This is a genomic window from Nocardioides thalensis (assembly GCF_013410655.1).
Lineage (GTDB): Bacteria > Actinomycetota > Actinomycetes > Propionibacteriales > Nocardioidaceae > Nocardioides > Nocardioides thalensis.
In genome coordinates, this window is sequence record NZ_JACCFP010000001.1 from 2,863,521 (window position 1) to 2,879,025 (window position 15,505).

Sequence of the window (15,505 nt, forward strand, 5' to 3'; positions counted from 1 at the left end):
CTTACTCCGTGTCCTGCGGGTCTGACTGTGCTTGTGGGGAGCCGGGCTCATCGGGCGGCTCCTGCCGGAAGCGTGCGAATGTCATGTAGATGCCCATCGCCGCGCCGGCCAGGATGCCGATCGCCACCAGGTAGCGGGTGCCGAGCCACCTGTCCGCGAGCCAGCCCAGCAGCCCGTAGAAAGCGACCCCGGCCACGATGTAGCCGAACGCATGCCACGGGTCGCCCTTCGGTTTCTCGTCGGGCTGACTCATTGCGCCCCGGACAATAGCAGCAGGTTCGCCTCACCTTGCACCGCCCTCCGTCGCGTGGGCGTGAGCCTCATCGGCCGTGTTCGACGCCGTGTTCACCGGGCGTTCAGCGGGCTCGTCGAACACCGGGATTCGGGCGGTCGAGGTGGCCCAGATCTGCACGAACGACCAGGTCAGCGCGCCGAGGATGATCGCTCCCCCGAGCCAGACGCGATCGAGGGTCGAGTCGAGCAGGCCGGAACGGTTGACCGCCACGAACACCAGCGCCATCAACAGCACCTGGAACGTGTAGGTGAGCAGCGCGACGAGCAGCGAGGCGACCGGCATCAGCTTGGACACCCCGTCGACCGCGAACGCGCCGAACGCGAAGACACCCACCGCGATCACGGTGCCGACGAGGGCGCCGTACGCCGCTGCGCTGCCCTGCGTGAGGGCCGCGACAACGGCGAGCGCACCACCGAGACCGACCGTCACGAGAGCCGCGACGACCAGCGGCGTCGTGCGCCTGGCGGTGCGTTCGGTCGTCTGCATCGGGCGGCCGTTCTGGTCGTTGGTCGGTGCTCGTGAAAGTTATCACAAAGTCCCGGAGGGCTCCGCATCGGGGCCTTCGGTACCCACTTTCCCGGGACGTTGCACCACCGGGAGCACGAAGGTCAGGGCGACCGTGACGACGAACGCGACGGCCACGCCGATCCACACCGCCACCCCCGTGTAGAGGCTCGCGAACACCGTGCTGAACGCGATCAACCCGGCCCACAGCCACATGATGAGGACGGCCCTCCCCTGCGAGTGCCCGATCTCCAGCAGCCGGTGGTGCAGGTGCTGCTTGTCGGGGGCGAACGGCGAGCGGCGGGCCCACGTGCGTCGTACGACGGCGAGCACGAGGTCGGCGAGCGGGACAATCAGGATCAGCACGGGCAGCGCCGCAGGCAGCAGCACGGGCAGCATGCTCGACCGCCCGCCCCCGGCCCCCTTGGTCAGGTCGCCCGGGCCGAACTGCGTCGTCAGGGTGATCGCCGTGGCGGACAGCACCAGGCCGAGCAGCATCGAGCCGCTGTCGCCCATGAACAGGCGCGCCGGATGGAGGTTGTGGGCGAGGAAGCCGGCGCACGCGCCCGCAAGCGCCGCCGACAGCAGCGCGCTCGTGGTCGCTCGCGTGACGTCGTTGGCGTAGGAGAGCGTGTAGGCGAAGAGGAAGAACGCCACCGCGCTGATGCCGATGACGCCGGCGGCCAGCCCGTCGAGGCCGTCGATGAAGTTCACCGCGTTGACGGTGGCGACGACCAGGAAGGCCGTCAGCAGCGCACCCTGGGCGAGATCGAGCGAGAACTGCTCGCCGTTGGCGTAGTAGAAGTAGCGGAACTGGATGCCGGAGTAGACGAGGACCCCGACCGCGAGCACCTGGCCGCCGAACTTGGTCAGCGCGTCGAGCTCGAAGATGTCGTCGATGACCCCGACCGCGCAGACCAGCGCCCCGGCGACCAGCACCGACAGCGCGTCCTCGAACACCCACGGGGCCGAGGTGGAGAGGAACGGCAGCTCGCGCGCGACCAGGAACGCGCCGAAGAGGCCGCCCAGCATCGCCAGCCCGCCGAGGTACGGGATCGGCTCGTCGTGGACGTCGCGGTCGCGCACCTTGGCCACCGCTCCGGTGCGCACGGCGATCTCGCGCGCGACGACCGTGAGCAGGTAGGTCACCGCCGCGGCGACGAGGAAGACGACGAGGTACTCGCGCATCAGCCCGTCTCGTCGGTCTCGACGGTCACCGCGTGCTCGGCGAGCGCCTCGTCGAGCTGCTCGACACTGATCGCGCCGAGACGCAGCAGGCGGGGCCGGTCCCCCGTCGCGTCGACGATCGTGGACGGCACGTTGCCGGGCGTGGTGCCGCCGTCGATCACGACGGCCACCTTCTCGCCGAGCATCTCCATGGCCTGGTCGGCGTCGGTCGCCGCGTCGTGGCCGGTGAGGTTGGCCGAGCTGACGGCGAGCGGTCCGGTGCGGTCGAGCAGCTTGCGGGCGACCTCGTGGTCGGGCATCCGCACCGCGACGGTGCCCCGGGTGTCGCCGAGGTCCCACTGGAGCGAGGACTGCTCGTGGCACACCACGGTCAGCGGCCCGGGCCAGAACGCGTCGACGAGCGGCCGGACGTACGGCGGCACGTCGCTCGCGAGCGCGTCGAGCGTGCCGGCGCTGCCGACCAGGACGGGCGGCGGCATGTCACGGCCCCGCCCCTTCGCGTCGAGCAGCCGCTGGACGGCGCCGGAGTCGAATGCGTCGGCGGCGATGCCGTAGACGGTGTCGGTGGGGAGCACGACCAGGCGCCCCCGCTGGATCGCGAGGCTGGCCGCGTCGACGGCGGCCTCGACGTCCTCGGGCGACGCCGGGTCGACGGTGGCGAAGCGCTGGGCAGTCACCCGGCCATCCTCGCACCGCCCGGCGCGGTCAGCCGACCGGGGCACGCCGCGCGGTCAGGAACCGGGGGCGGCCCGCGAGGTCCTCGTGGTCGCGGACCTCCTGCCACCGCCCGGTGGCGGCGAACACGGCCGGCGCGGACTCCCCCTGGACGTCGGCATGCTCGACGCCGATCACCCCGCCCTCCTTGAGGAGCACGGCGCCGCGCGCCTCGAGCAGGCGGATGGCGTCGAGGCCGTCCTGCCCGGAGAAGAGGGCCAGGTGCGGGTCGTGGTCGCGCGCCTCGGTCGCCACCGACTCCCACGCCTCGAGCGGCACGTACGGCGGGTTGCACACCAGCACGTCGACCTCGCCGAGGAGGTCGTCGAACGCCGTGAACGCATCGCCCTGGCGCAGGTCCACCCCGCTGCCGGCGAGGTTGCGCTCCGCCCACGCGTGTGCGTCCTCGGACAGCTCCACGGCGTGGACCCGAGCGCTCGGCACCTCGTCGGCGACCGCCTTGGCGATCGCGCCCGATCCGGTGCAGAGGTCGACCACGACGGTGCCGGCGCCCGCCTGCTCGATGGCCCAGCCGGCGAGCAGCTCTGTCTCGGGCCGGGGGACGAAGACGCCGGGGCCGACGGCGAGCTCGACGTGGCGGAAGTAGGCGACGCCGGTGAGGTGCTGCAACGGCTCGCGGGCGGAGCGCCGTACGACGAGCTCGTCGAAGGCGGCGGCCTGCTCGGCCGTGACGTCGGTGACGAGGGCGAGCCCGCTCTTGCTCGTGCCGAGCACGTGAGCGAGCAGCACGGCCGCGTCGTGATCGGGGCTCGCGACCCCGGCGGCGGCGAGCGTCTGCCGCGCTGCGCGCAGCAGGTCGCGTCGCGAGGTCACGACTCCAGCGCCGCCAGCCGCGTGGCCATGTCCAGCTCCGCCACTGAGTCGAGCACCGGCTGGAGGTCGCCGTCGAGCACGGCGTCGAGGTTGTAGGCCTTGTAGCCGGTGCGGTGGTCGGAGATGCGGTTCTCCGGGAAGTTGTAGGTGCGGATCCGCTCGGAGCGATCGACGGTGCGCACCTGGCTGCGCCGGGCCTCACCGGCGGCGGCGTCGGCCTCCTCCTGGGCGGCGGCGAGCAGCCGCGCGCGCAGGATGCGCATCGCCTGCTCCTTGTTCTGCAGCTGGCTCTTCTCGTTCTGACAGCTGACGACGATGCCGGTGGGCAGGTGCGTGATGCGCACCGCGGAGTCAGTGGTGTTGACCGACTGGCCTCCGGGCCCGCTGCTGCGGAAGACGTCGATGCGCAGGTCGTTGTCGTTGATCTCGACGTCGACCTGCTCGGCCTCGGGCAGCACGAGGACACCCGCGGCGGAGGTGTGGATCCGGCCCTGCGACTCGGTGACCGGCACCCGCTGCACCCGGTGCACGCCGCCCTCGAACTTCAGCAGCCCGAACGGCGCCTGGCCGGGCTCGCTGCTCCCGCCCTTCACCGCGACCGTGACCGACTTGTAGCCGCCGAGGTCGGACTCGGTGGCGTCGATGACCTCGGTCTTCCAGCCGCGCCGCTCGGCGTAGCGGGTGTACATCCGCAGCAGGTCGCCCGCGAAGAGAGCGCTCTCCTCGCCGCCCTCCCCCGACTTCACCTCGAGGATCGCGTCCTTGTCGTCGGTGGGGTCGCGCGGCACGAGCAGCCGGCGGAGCCGCTCGGCGGCCGCCTCCTGCCCCTCGAGCAGCGCGGTGACCTCGTCGGCGAACGACGGGTCGTCGGCGGCCAGCTCGCGAGCGGCGCCGGCGTCCTCGCCGTACTGCTGCCACTCGCGCCAGGCGCCGATGATGGCGCCCAGCTCGGCGTACCGCCGGTTGAGGGTACGCGCGAGCCGGGCGTCAGCGTGCGTCTCTGGCAGAGCGAGCTTCTGCTCCAGGTCCGCATGCTCAGCAAGCAGACCTTCTACTGCGTCAAATGCACTCACTCTGCCTGGCCTTCCAGCGTCGTTCGGTGCGTGCGATGGCAAGGCGGAGGAAGGAGGCGGCCTTCAAGCGAAGCGGGCCGTCGACTGACGACAACGCAGCCAGCGTGCGTGCCGGGCGGCGCTGGGAGGTCAGGACTGCTTCTTGCCGTACTTTGCCTCAAACTTCGCGACGCGACCGCCGGTGTCGAGGATCTTCTGCTTGCCCGTGTAGAACGGGTGGCACTGCGAGCAGACGTCGGAGTGGATCGAGCCCGACGCGACCGTGCTGCGCGTGATGAACTGCGCGCCACAGGTGCAGGTGACCTGGGTGACCACGTAGTCGGGGTGGATGTCCTTCTTCATGGATTCCTCACAAGGGTTTCAAGGGTCTCCCGGGTCGCCGTGCGGGATGCAGGCGTGAACCGGGGCCGACCCACAAGTCTACGGGGTACGGCGAGCGGGAGACGAATCGCTACTTCGCCTCCGGCACCGGCGTGTTCTTCTGCACCTGCATCAGGAACTCGATGTTGGAGTGCGTCTTCTTCAGCCGCTGCACCAGCAGCTCGAGCGCCTGCTGGCCGTCGAGGCCGGCGAGCACCCGGCGCAGCTTCCAGACGATCTGCAGCTCCTCGTCGCTGAGGAGCAGCTCCTCGCGGCGGGTGCCCGACGCGACCGCGTCGATCGCCGGGAAGATCCGCTTCTCCGCGAACTCACGGCTGAGCCGGATCTCCATGTTGCCGGTGCCCTTGAACTCCTCGAAGATCACCTCGTCCATCTTCGAGCCGCTCTCGACGAGCGCCGTGGCGAGGATGGTGAGGGAGCCGCCGTTCTCGATGTTGCGCGCGGCCCCGAAGAACTTCTTCGGCGGGTACAGCGCGGCGGAGTCGACGCCTCCGGAGAGGATCCGGCCCGACGCGGGCATCGCCAGGTTGTAGGCGCGGCCGAGGCGGGTGATGCCGTCGAGCAGGACGACCACGTCGTGGCCGAGCTCGACGAGGCGCTTGGCCCGCTCGATCGCGAGCTCGGCGACCGTGGTGTGGTCGACCGGCTGGCGGTCGAACGTCGACGAGATGACCTCGCCCTTGACCGAGCGCTCGAAGTCGGTGACCTCCTCCGGTCGCTCGTCGACGAGCACGACCATCAGGTGGCACTCGGGGTTGTTGACCGTCACCGCGTTGGCGATCGCCTGGAGGATCATGGTCTTGCCCGACTTGGCGGGCGCGACGATGAGGCCGCGCTGGCCCTTCCCGATCGGCGCGGCGATGTCGATCACGCGGCCCGTCAGGTTGTCGGGGCCGGTCTCCATCCGCAGCCGCTCGTTGGGGTGCAGCGGGGTGAGCTTGCTGAACTCGACGCGGTTCTTGGCCTGCTCGGGCTCCATCCCGTTGACGCTGTCGATGCGCACCATCGGGTTGAACTTCTCGCGGCGCTCGCCCTCGCGCGGCTGGCGCACCTGGCCGGCGATCGCGTCGCCGCGGCGCAGGCCGTACTTCCGCACCATCGAGAGCGAGAGGTAGACGTCGTCGGTGCCAGCGAGGTAGCCGCTGGTGCGGACGAACGCGTAGTTGTCGAGCACGTCAAGGATGCCCGCGGCCGGGACGACGACGTCGTCCTCGAGGATCACCGGGTCGGGCTCGTTGCGGCCGCCCTGGCGGGTCGCGCGGTCGCGGCCGCGGCGGCGCCGGTTGCGGCGGCTGCCGCCCTCGCCGTCGCCCTGGTCGTCGTCGTGCTGGCCCTGCTGGTTCTGCTGCCCCTGCTGGTTCTGCTGACGCGCGCCGTCCTGACGCTCGTCCTTCTGGTCCTTCTGGCGCTCGTCCTTCTGGTCCTTCTGGCCGCCGGCCCTCTTGCCGCCGTCCTGCTGGTCCTTCTTGCCGCCGTCCTGCTTGCCACCCCGCTGGTCGTCGGCACGCTGCTCCGGCTCGGTCTTCTTCTCGGGCTCGGCGCTCTGCTCGGGCTTCTGCTCGGACGCGGCCTTCTGCTCGGACGCGGCCTTCTGCTCGGCCGGCTTGTCCTGGGCGGGCTTGGCCTCCGCCGCGGGGCGCTGCTGGCCGGACTGGCCCGCCTGCGCGCCCTTGATCGCCTCGACGAGCTGCGCCTTCTTCATGCTGCTCGCGCCGGCGATGCCCATGCCGCCTGCCATCGCCTTGAGGTCGGCGAGCAGCATGGAGTTGAGTCCACCGGAGCGCTTCTTGGCCGGCGCCGCGGCGGATTCGGTCGTTTCGGTCACGTGAGGTCCTTCCCACGTATCGGTGGCCCCGACGGACGAGCACGCACAGGTGCGGGTCGGGGCGAGGGAGTTTGAATGCGCGTATCGGATCGATCCGGTGTCGCGCTGCACGGCTGATCAGCCGAGCGGCCTCAATGTACCACCGTCACCACGCGGTGGCGCCGCGCATGTCGACCGCGAGGTCGAGCGCCGTCCAACCCTCCGGGCAGCGGTCGACGAGGTCCGCGATGCGGTCGCGGTCGGAGGTGTCGGTGAACGCCAGGACCGTCGGCCCCGCGCCCGACACGATCGCGGGTACGGCGTCCGCGCGCAGCGTCTCGACCAGCTCGAGGCTGGCGGGCATCGCCGGCCGGCGGTAGTCCTGGTGCAGCCGGTCCTCGGTCGCGCGCAGCAGCTCCTGCGGCCGCCCTCCGAGCGCGGCGACCAGCAGCGCGGCGCGGCCGGCGTTCGTGGCCGCGTCCGCGTGCGGCACCTCGGCGGGCAGCAGCCCGCGCGCCATCGCCGTCGACACCGGCTCCGGCGGGATGAAGACGACGGCACCGACGCGCGGGTCGACCGCCCCCGGGACGGCGTAGAACGAACCGTCGGCGTCCTGTCCCGAGATCGTGAAGCCACCGAGGAGCGCGGGCGCGACGTTGTCGGGGTGGCCCTCGATCCGCGCCGCGAGGTCGAGCAGGGCGGCGTCGTCGAGCAGCAGCCGACCTCCGGCGACCAGCTCGCGCGCGAGCCAGACGCCGGCGACGATCGCCGCGGAGGACGACCCCATCCCGCGCGCGTGCGGGATGACGTTGACGCAGGACAGCCGCAGGCCGGCGGGCTTCACCTCGAGCGCCTCGAACGCGGCGTACATCGACCGGACGACGAGGTGCGACTCGTCGCGCGGCACGTCCTCGGCGCCGAAGCCCTCGACCTCGATCACGACGCCGTCGTCGGTGACCTCGGCCTCGAGCCGGTCACGGAGGCCGAGCGCGAGCCCGAGCGCGTCGAAGCCGGGGCCGAGGTTGGCCGAGGTCGCGGGCACGGACACCCGGGCGACTCCCGGGGCGAAGCCGTTCACGCCTACAGTCCAGCGGCGGTCGCGGCCGCGTCGACCTCGGCGTCCACCACGGTGTCGGGGAGGACGACCCCCTCGAGGGCGGTCGCGATGTCCTTGAGGCCGTGGCCGGTCACCGTGATCGCCACGGTGGCCCCGGTGTACGACGCGCCGCCGGCGAGCTCCTGCAGCAGCCCGGCGATGCCGGCCGCGGAGGCGGGCTCGACGAACAGGCCGTCGTGGCGGGCGAGCTCCTGCTGCGCCGCGAGGATCTGCGCGTCGGAGACCGACGCGAACCGGCCGCCGGACTCGTCGCGGGCGGCCTCGGCCAGCTTCCACGACGCAGGATTGCCGATGCGGATCGCCGTCGCCTTGGTCTCGGGGTCGGGGAACGGCTCGCCGGTCACGAGGGGCGCCGCGCCCTCGGCCTGGAAGCCGCGCATCACGGGCTTCTTCGACGCCCGCCCCAGCGCGGCGTACTGCATATAGCCGAGCCAGTACGCCGAGACGTTGCCGGCGTTGCCGACCGGCAGCAGGTGGTAGTCGGGAGCGTCGCCGAGGAAGTCGACGATCTCGAACGCGGCGGTCTTCTGGCCCTCGAGCCGCACCGGGTTGACCGAGTTCACGAGGGCGACCGGGTAGTTCCATGCCATCTCGCGCGCCATCCGCAGGCAGTCGTCGAAGTTGCCCCGGACCTGGATCAGCCGCGAGCCGTGCAGCACCGCCTGCGCCATCTTGCCGGCGGCGATCTTGCCCTCGGGCACGAGCACGACCGGCGTCAGGCCGGCCTTGGCGGCGTACGCGGCCATCGACGCCGAGGTGTTGCCGGTCGACGCGCAGACCACGGCCTTCGCGCCCTCGGCGGCGGCGACCGAGATGGCGGCGGTCATGCCGCGGTCCTTGAAGGAGCCGGTCGGGTTGCTGCCCTCGACCTTGAGCCAGACCTGCGCACCGGTCAGACCGGAGAGCCACTCCGAGTGCACGAGCGGCGTGCCGCCCTCACGCAGCGTCACCGCCGGGGTGCCGGCGGGGATGTCGAGGAGCTCGCGGTACTCCTCGATCACGCCGCGCCACTGGTGGGTCCCCTGGGTCACGTTCACTCGTCGGTCCCTTCCACACGCATCACCGAGGTGACGTCGCGAACGATGTCCATGCCGCGCAGCTCCTCGACCGTCGCGGCGAGCCGGGCGTCGGTCGCCTCGTGGGAGACGACCACCAGCTGGGCGTCGTCGCCGCGGCCCTCCTGGCGGACCGTCTGGATCGACACGTCGTGCTTGGCGAAAGCGTTGGCGACGGCGGCGAGCACGCCCGCACGGTCGTCGACGTCGATCGCCACGTGGTAGCGGGTGGGCGTCTCCCCCATCGGCAGGACGGCGCGGTCGGCGTACGCCGACTCGCCCACCCCGCGGGTGCCCTGCCGGTGGTTGCGCGCCACCGTGACCAGGTCGCCGAGCACCGCGCTCGCGGTCGGCGCGCCGCCGGCCCCCGGGCCGTAGAACATGAGCTGTCCCGCGGCCTCGGACTCGACGAAGACCGCGTTGAACGCCTCGCGCACGCTGGCGAGCGGGTGGGACCTCGGGATCATCGCCGGGTGGACGCGGACGCTCACGGCCTCCTCGCCCGACTCGCTCTCGCGCAGCTCGGCGATCGCGAGCAGCTTGACGACGGTGCCGCGGTCGGCGGCCGAGCGCACGTCGGCGGCGGTCACGTCGCTGATGCCCTCGCGGTGGACGTCGGCCGCGGTGACCCGGGAGTGGAACGCCAGGCTGGCGAGGATCGCGGCCTTCGCGGCCGCGTCGAAGCCCTCGACGTCGGCGGTCGGGTCGGCCTCGGCGTAACCGAGAGCCTGGGCCTCCTCGAGGGCGTCCTCGAAGCCGCTCCCCTGCGCGTCCATCTTGTCGAGGATGAAGTTGGTGGTGCCGTTGACGATGCCGAGCACCCGCGTGACCTTGTCGCCGGCGAGCGACTCACGCAGCGGTCGCACGATCGGGATGGCCCCGGCGACGGCGGCCTCGTAGTAGAGGTCGCGGCCAGCCTTCTCGGCCGCCTCGTAAAGGGTCGGGCCGTCCTCGGCGAGCAGGGCCTTGTTGGCCGTCACGACGGACGCGCCGTTCTCGAGAGCGCTGAGGATCAGCGAGCGCGCGGGCTCGATCCCGCCGATCACCTCGACCACCACGTCGACGTCGTCGCGCGCGACGAGGCCGGCGGCGTCGGTGGTGAGCAGGTCGGCCGGCACGTCGATGTCACGCGGCGCGTCGAGGCGCCGTACGGCGACGCCGGCGAGCTCGACCGGTGCGCCGACCCGCGCGGCGAGGTCGTCGGCCTGCTCGTGGATCAGCCGCACCACCTGCGAGCCCACGACGCCGCAGCCGAGCACGGCCACCTTCAGGGGCTTCTCACCCTCCGTCATCACAACTCAACCCACATCCGTAGCCAGGAGATCGTCTTCAGTCTCGCGTCGTACGACGACGCGCGCGACCCCGTCCCGCACCGCGATCACGGGCGGGCGGAGCGCGTGGTTGTAGTTAGAGGCCATCGAGCGGCAGTAGGCGCCGGTGCCGGGGACCGCGATCAGGTCGCCGGGCCCCACGTCGGAGGGCAGGAACTCGTCGCGGACCACGATGTCGCCGGCCTCGCAGTGCTTGCCGACGACGCGCGCGAGCACGGGCGGCGCGTCGGAGCCGCGGGCCGCCAACGTGCAGGAGTAGTCGGCGTCGTAGAGGGCGGTGCGGATGTTGTCGCTCATGCCGCCGTCGACGCTGACGTAGGTGCGGACCGCGCCCGCATCGAGGGTGACCGGCTTGACGGTGCCGACCGTGTAGACGGTGCACATCGCGGGACCGACGATCGCGCGGCCGGGCTCGATCGACAGGCGCGGCTCGTCGATGCCGAGGGCGCGGCACTCGTGCTCGACGATCTTTCCCATCTCGGTGGCCAGCTGCGCGGGGTCCGACGGGTCGTCCTGGGTGGTGTAGGCGATGCCGAAGCCGCCGCCGAGGTCCATCTCGGGCATGGTCACGCCGAGCTCGTCGGACACCCGCGCGTGCAGCGCCAGCACCCGGCGGGCCGCCACCTCGAAGCCGGAGGCGTCGAAGATCTGGCTGCCGATGTGGGAATGCAGGCCGAGCAGCTCGATCCCGGCGCAGGCCTGCAGCCGCCGTACGGCCTCGAACGCGTCGCCGGAGGTGATCGAGAGCCCGAACTTCTGGTCCTCGTGCGCCGTCGCGATGTATTCGTGCGTGTGCGCCTCGACGCCGGCGGTGACCCGCACCATGACGCGCGCGGTCATGCCGGTGTCGGCGGTGATCATCTCGAGCCGCTCGATCTCCTGGAAGGAGTCGACGACGATCCGACCCACGCCCTCCGCCACCGCGCGCCGGAGCTCGGCGACCGACTTGTTGTTGCCGTGGTAGCCAATCCGGGCGGGGTCGAAGCCCGCGCGCAGCGCGACGGTCAGCTCGCCGGCCGAGCACACGTCGAGGCTCAGACCCTCCTCGGCGATCCAGCGTGCGACCGCCGTGCACAGGAATGCCTTGCCGGCGTAGTAGACGTCCCACCCGGCGAAAGCGTCGCGGAACGCGCGCGCCCGGCCGCGGAAGTCGTCCTCGTCGAGGACGTAGGCCGGGGTGTTGTGCTCGGCGACCAGGTCGGCGACGGGCACTCCCCCGACGACGAGGTCGCCGTTCGCGTCCTTGTGCGCGGTCGACGACCACAGCAGCGGGACCAGGGCGTTGACGTCGCGCGGCGGCTGCAGCCAGGCGGGTCCGCGCAGGGCTCCGGGCGCGTGCGCCCAACCTGCCTCGTGGGTCATCTGCTCGCTCTCCCGGTCACATGCGCTCGGGCGCCGAGACGCCGAGCAGGTCGAGGCCGTTGGCGAGCACCACCCGGGTGGCGTGGACGAGCGTCAGCCGCGCGCGGTGCAGGTCGCCGGCCTCCTCGTCACCCATCGGCAGGACCCGGCAGTTGTCGTAGAACCGGTGGTAGGTGCCGGCCAGCTCCTCGAGGTAGCGCGCGACGCGGTGCGGCTCGCGCAGCTCCGCGGCGGCCTTGACCACCCGCGGGAACTCGGCGAGCGCGCGGAGCAGCTCGCCCTCCTTCTCGTGGGTGAGCAGCTCGGGGTGCGACTCGTGCTCGAGGCCGAGGTCGGCCGCGTTGCGCAGCAGACTGGCGATCCGCGCGTGGGCGTACTGGACCGTGAACACGGGGTTGTCGTTGGTCTGCCGGGCCCACAGGTCGAGGTCGATGTCGATGGGGCTGTCGGCGTGGTAGCGCGCCAGGGCGTAGCGGGCCGCGTCGACCCCGATCGCCTCGACGAGGTCGTCGATCGTGACGACGGTGCCGGCGCGCTTCGACATCCGCAGCGGCTCGCCGTCCTTGAGGAGGTTGACCATCTGGCCGATGAGGATCTCGAGGTTGACGTGCGGGGTGTCGCCGAACGCCGCGCACATCGCCATCATCCGGCCGACGTAGCCGTGGTGGTCGGCCCCGAGCATGATGAAGCAGCGGTCGAAGCCGCGCTCGCGCTTGTCGAGGTAGTAGGCCAGGTCGCCGGACAGGTAGGCGCCGTTGCCGTCGGACTTGATGACCACCCGGTCCTTGTCGTCGCCGAACCTCTCGGTGGCGAGCCAGAGGGCGCCGTCCTTCTCGTAGATGTTGCCGAGCTCGCGCAGGCGGTCGACCGCGTGGCCGACGGCGCCGCTCTTGTGGAGCTCGTCCTCGTGGAAGTAGACGTCGAAGTCGACGCCGAAGTCGTGGAGCGACTTCTTGATCTCGGCGAACATCATGTCGACGCCGAGCGCGCGGAAGGTCTCCTGCGCCTCCTCGGCGGGCTGCTGCAGCACGTCGGGCCGCTCCGCGACGACGGCGTCCGCGATCTCGCGGATGTAGTCGCCGCCGTAGCCGTCCTCCGGCGCCGGCTCGCCCTTGGCCGACGCGAGCAGGGACCGCGCGAACCGGTCGATCTGCGAGCCGTGGTCGTTGAAGTAGTACTCCCGCGTCACCTCGGCGCCGGTCATCGTGAAGATCCGGCCGAGCGCGTCGCCGACGGCCGCCCACCGGACGCCGCCGATGTGGAGCGGCCCCGTCGGATTGGCCGAGACGAACTCGAGGTTGATCTTCTCGCCCGCGAACGCGTCGGAGGAGCCGTACGCCGCGCCGGCGGCCACGATGTCGGCCGCCACCTGCCCCTGGGCACCCGCGTCGACGGTGATGTTGAGGAAGCCGGGGCCGGCGACCTCGACGTCGCCGATGCCGTCGGCGGTGCGCAGCTGCGCGGCGAGCAGGTCGCCGAGCGCCCGCGGGTTGGTGCCGGCCTTCTTCGCGAGCTGGAGCGCGACGTTGGTGGCGTAGTCGCCGTGGCCCTTCTGCCGCGGTCGCTCCACCGTCACCTGCGCGGGCACGCCGTCGGCGAGGGTGAGGTCACCCCGCTGGACGAGTGCCGTCAGGGCGTCGACGACAGTGGCGGAGAGCTGCTCGGGGGTCACCGGTCAAGCGTATCGGCGGGCTCCGGTTTCTCTCGCACCGATATCGACCGGTAAGGTTCCTCACCGCGCCGCACGACGCCCTCTCGGGCCGGATGGCGGCGTGATTGCCCTCGTAGCTCAGGGGATAGAGCACTGGTTTCCGGTACCAGGTGTCGCAGGTTCGAATCCTGCCGAGGGCGCACGAACACCAAGGCTGTTCTGCTGCCAGGCACGGCGATGATCGCCGTGACGTTCGGTCTCGCCCGCTACGGCTACGGGCTGCTCCTGCCCGAGATGCGCACCGACCTCGGCATGAGCGCCGGCGCAGCCGGACTGGTGTCCTCGGCGACCTACGTGTCCTACCTGGTCGCCAACGTCGCGGTGGTGCAGGTGACGGAGCGCTGGGGACCACGGGCCGCGGTCGCCCTCGCGGCGGCGACGGCCGTCGCTGGGATGGCGACCATCGCCGTCGCCGACACCGTCGCCGTCCTGGGGGTCGGGGTCCTGGTGGGCGGCGCGGCGTCCGGCTTCGCGTTCCCGCCGTACGCCGACATCGTCGACCGCCACGTCCCCGCCGAGCGCCGGGACGTGGTGTGGTCGACGATCAGTTCCGGCACCGGCTGGGGCGTCGCACTGGCCGGGCCGGTCGCGATCGTGGCCGGCGACCAGTGGCGGCTGGCGTGGGCGGGGTTCGTGGCGATCGCGGTCGTCGTGGGCGTCGCCGCGACCCGCCTGGCGCCCGCGCGCGACGACGACGGGCTCCGCCGCCCGCAGCTGAGCGTGACCTGGTTCTTCTGTCCGAGGTCGCGCCCCCTCCTCCTGTCCGCGGTGCTGGTCGGGATCGGCAGCTCGGTGTGGTGGGCCTTCAGCGTGGACGCGATGCAGAACGCCGACCTCGGGTCCACGGCATCGCGGGCGGTCTACGCGACGTGTGGCGCCGCCTGCCTGCTCGGGTCGATCAGCGGCCTGGCCTTCGCGCACACCGGCCTGCGGTCCGGCTACCTCGCGGCGACGGCGCTGCTCGCTGCGTCGCTCGGCCTGCTCGCCGTGGCCACGGCCCAACTGGCCCTCGCCCTGGTGGCGGCCGTGTCGTTCGGCGCCTTCTACGCCTCGGTGATCGCCGCGCAGGGCATCTGGTCCGCGCAGGTCTTCGCCGGCCACCCGGCCGCGGGCCTCGCCGCGGTCAGCGCCGCGCTGACGGTCGGCACCCTGGTCGGACCCTCGCTCGCCGGAGTGGTGATCCAGGAGAGCGGCCACGCCGTGGCCCTCCTGGGCGCGGCGGCTGCGACAGCCGCCGCGCTGCCGTTCTGCCCGCCGTCGACCCGTCGGCGCGAGCGGCTCGAGGCGCACCGGGAGCACTGCCGGGCGACGCCGGTGAGGGACTGAGGTCCACCCGCGAGCCCAACTGAACTCGTTCGGCACTCGTATCGCAGTCGGCAATCGGGGCCGAGGTGGTTGCGGCTCAAGCGGCTGGGCACGAGGGAGGTTGCCGACTGGCCGCGGTCGCGAGTCGGCGCCGGGCAGGCGGAGTAGATCCTCCAAAGGCGGCATCCATCACTCTTGTGAATCGAACATTTGTTCGATAGGATGAGCGCATGACCTCCACCACCGCGCTCGACACGGCCGCAGCCGCGGTCCAGGCGTGCGCGGACCTCGCCGGTGGGCAGTGGGACCAGGTCGAGGACTCCCTGCTTCCTGAGGCCGCGGTGGCGATCGCGCGGATCCGGGCGTACGCCGACGCGGCCCTGGTCGAGGTCGCCGAGCAGCTGGAGGCCACCGGCGCCGCCGACAAGCTGGGCTGGGCCACGACGAAGGACTTCCTCACCCATCTCCTGGGCGGCCACAAAGGCACCGGCGCGACCTACCTGCGCGTGGCGAAGCAGACCGCCGACCTCCCCCACGTGCGGGAGGCGATGGCCGCCGGGGAGGTGTCCCTGGCCCAAGCCAGCGTGATCGGGTCCAACGTGGCGAAGCTCCCCCACGTCGACGACCTCCGGGCGGCCGCCGCCGGCAAGCTGCTGGAGCTGGCGGTCGGTGAGCAGCGTGATGCCACCGACCTCGACCACGACATCACCGACGTGATCCACGACCTCGACCCCGACGGCACCCTCCTGGCGTGGGACACCGAGAAGGACAAGGCCGAACGCTCCGCCCACCGCGCCCGGTTCCTCACCTTCACAAGGACAAGCTCGGCGG

At 71.9% G+C, this 15,505-nt stretch carries 14 protein-coding genes, 1 tRNA gene and 1 pseudogene; 3 read left to right on the forward strand and 13 right to left on the reverse strand.

The features are described from left to right. Position 1: 1 nt before the first annotated feature. The 13 genes from HNR19_RS13980 to argS all read right to left on the reverse strand — a co-directional run bounded on the left by HNR19_RS13980 (position 2) and on the right by argS (position 13,330). Entirely contained in the window at positions 2–253 is a 252-nt protein-coding gene (locus HNR19_RS13980; protein WP_218910257.1) for an AtpZ/AtpI family protein, read from the reverse strand. A 30-nt stretch (positions 254–283) separates the two neighbouring features. After that, entirely contained in the window at positions 284–781 is a 498-nt protein-coding gene (locus HNR19_RS13985) for a hypothetical protein (RefSeq protein ID WP_179668489.1), read from the reverse strand. Between the two features lie 42 nt (positions 782–823). After that, on the reverse strand, positions 824–1,987 hold the full coding sequence (locus HNR19_RS13990) for an MraY family glycosyltransferase (RefSeq protein ID WP_179668490.1): 1,164 nt from the start codon (positions 1,985–1,987) through the stop codon (positions 824–826). Continuing rightward, the gene (locus tag HNR19_RS13995) at positions 1,987–2,664 is read right to left on the reverse strand and encodes an L-threonylcarbamoyladenylate synthase (RefSeq protein WP_179668491.1); all 678 of its coding nucleotides are present in this window, start codon (positions 2,662–2,664) and stop codon (positions 1,987–1,989) included. The genes HNR19_RS13990 and HNR19_RS13995 overlap by 1 nt, the downstream gene beginning before the upstream one ends. A 28-nt stretch (positions 2,665–2,692) precedes the next feature. Then, positions 2,693–3,535, reverse strand: a complete 843-nt coding sequence (gene prmC / locus HNR19_RS14000; RefSeq protein WP_179668492.1) for a peptide chain release factor N(5)-glutamine methyltransferase — start codon at positions 3,533–3,535, stop codon at positions 2,693–2,695. Continuing rightward, positions 3,532–4,608, reverse strand: coding sequence for a peptide chain release factor 1 (gene prfA / locus HNR19_RS14005; protein WP_179668493.1), 1,077 nt, complete (start codon positions 4,606–4,608; stop codon positions 3,532–3,534). Before prfA ends, prmC begins: the two co-directional genes overlap by 4 nt. A gap of 129 nt (positions 4,609–4,737) precedes the next feature. After that, positions 4,738–4,950, reverse strand: a complete 213-nt coding sequence (gene rpmE / locus HNR19_RS14010) for a 50S ribosomal protein L31 (RefSeq protein WP_179668494.1) — start codon at positions 4,948–4,950, stop codon at positions 4,738–4,740. Between the two features lie 109 nt (positions 4,951–5,059). After that, positions 5,060–6,727: a transcription termination factor Rho gene (gene rho, locus HNR19_RS14015; RefSeq protein WP_425490733.1), complete on the reverse strand. Its 1,668-nt coding sequence runs from the start codon at positions 6,725–6,727 to the stop codon at positions 5,060–5,062. Between the two features lie 232 nt (positions 6,728–6,959). Beyond that, positions 6,960–7,871 (reverse strand): homoserine kinase, encoded by a 912-nt coding sequence (gene thrB / locus HNR19_RS14020; RefSeq protein ID WP_179668495.1) that lies wholly within the window; start codon positions 7,869–7,871, stop codon positions 6,960–6,962. A gap of 2 nt (positions 7,872–7,873) precedes the next feature. Beyond that, positions 7,874–8,941 carry a threonine synthase gene (gene thrC / locus HNR19_RS14025; protein ID WP_179668496.1) on the reverse strand — a complete coding sequence of 356 codons (1,068 nt, stop codon included), beginning with the start codon at positions 8,939–8,941 and terminating at the stop codon, positions 7,874–7,876. Between the two features lie 2 nt (positions 8,942–8,943). After that, complete coding sequence (locus tag HNR19_RS14030) at positions 8,944–10,257, reverse strand: homoserine dehydrogenase (RefSeq protein WP_179668497.1); 1,314 nt, start codon at positions 10,255–10,257, stop codon at positions 8,944–8,946. A gap of 6 nt (positions 10,258–10,263) precedes the next feature. Next, positions 10,264–11,658 (reverse strand): diaminopimelate decarboxylase, encoded by a 1,395-nt coding sequence (gene lysA / locus HNR19_RS14035; protein WP_179668498.1) that lies wholly within the window; start codon positions 11,656–11,658, stop codon positions 10,264–10,266. 16 nt (positions 11,659–11,674) lie between these two features. After that, the gene (gene argS / locus HNR19_RS14040) at positions 11,675–13,330 is read right to left on the reverse strand and encodes an arginine--tRNA ligase (RefSeq protein WP_179668499.1); all 1,656 of its coding nucleotides are present in this window, start codon (positions 13,328–13,330) and stop codon (positions 11,675–11,677) included. 106 nt (positions 13,331–13,436) lie between these two features. Between argS and HNR19_RS14045 the strand changes: the two genes are divergently transcribed. The 3 genes and pseudogenes from HNR19_RS14045 to HNR19_RS23575 all read left to right on the forward strand — a co-directional run. Then, positions 13,437–13,509, forward strand: a tRNA-Arg gene (locus HNR19_RS14045). A gap of 37 nt (positions 13,510–13,546) precedes the next feature. Beyond that, a complete protein-coding gene (locus tag HNR19_RS14050; protein ID WP_179668500.1) occupies positions 13,547–14,695 on the forward strand; it encodes an MFS transporter in 1,149 nt (382 codons plus the stop codon). A 209-nt stretch (positions 14,696–14,904) separates the two neighbouring features. Beyond that, positions 14,905–15,447 (forward strand): annotated as a pseudogene (locus HNR19_RS23575) (DUF222 domain-containing protein); the annotation flags it as partial. Positions 15,448–15,505 lie beyond the last annotated feature (58 nt).

Excerpts from the sequence above, each read along its gene's own strand:
- HNR19_RS13980 (WP_218910257.1), bottom strand. The coding sequence starts at position 253 with ATGAGTCAGCCCGACGAGAAACCGAAGGGCGACCCGTGGCATGCGTTC.
- HNR19_RS13985 (WP_179668489.1), bottom strand. The coding sequence starts at position 781 with ATGCAGACGACCGAACGCACCGCCAGGCGCACGACGCCGCTGGTCGTC.
- HNR19_RS13990 (WP_179668490.1), bottom strand. The coding sequence starts at position 1,987 with ATGCGCGAGTACCTCGTCGTCTTCCTCGTCGCCGCGGCGGTGACCTAC.
- rpmE (WP_179668494.1), bottom strand. The coding sequence starts at position 4,950 with ATGAAGAAGGACATCCACCCCGACTACGTGGTCACCCAGGTCACCTGC.
- rho (WP_425490733.1), bottom strand. The coding sequence starts at position 6,727 with ATGGCAGGCGGCATGGGCATCGCCGGCGCGAGCAGCATGAAGAAGGCG.
- HNR19_RS14030 (WP_179668497.1), bottom strand. The coding sequence starts at position 10,257 with ATGACGGAGGGTGAGAAGCCCCTGAAGGTGGCCGTGCTCGGCTGCGGC.
- lysA (WP_179668498.1), bottom strand. The coding sequence starts at position 11,658 with ATGACCCACGAGGCAGGTTGGGCGCACGCGCCCGGAGCCCTGCGCGGA.
- HNR19_RS14050 (WP_179668500.1), top strand. The coding sequence starts at position 13,547 with ATGATCGCCGTGACGTTCGGTCTCGCCCGCTACGGCTACGGGCTGCTC.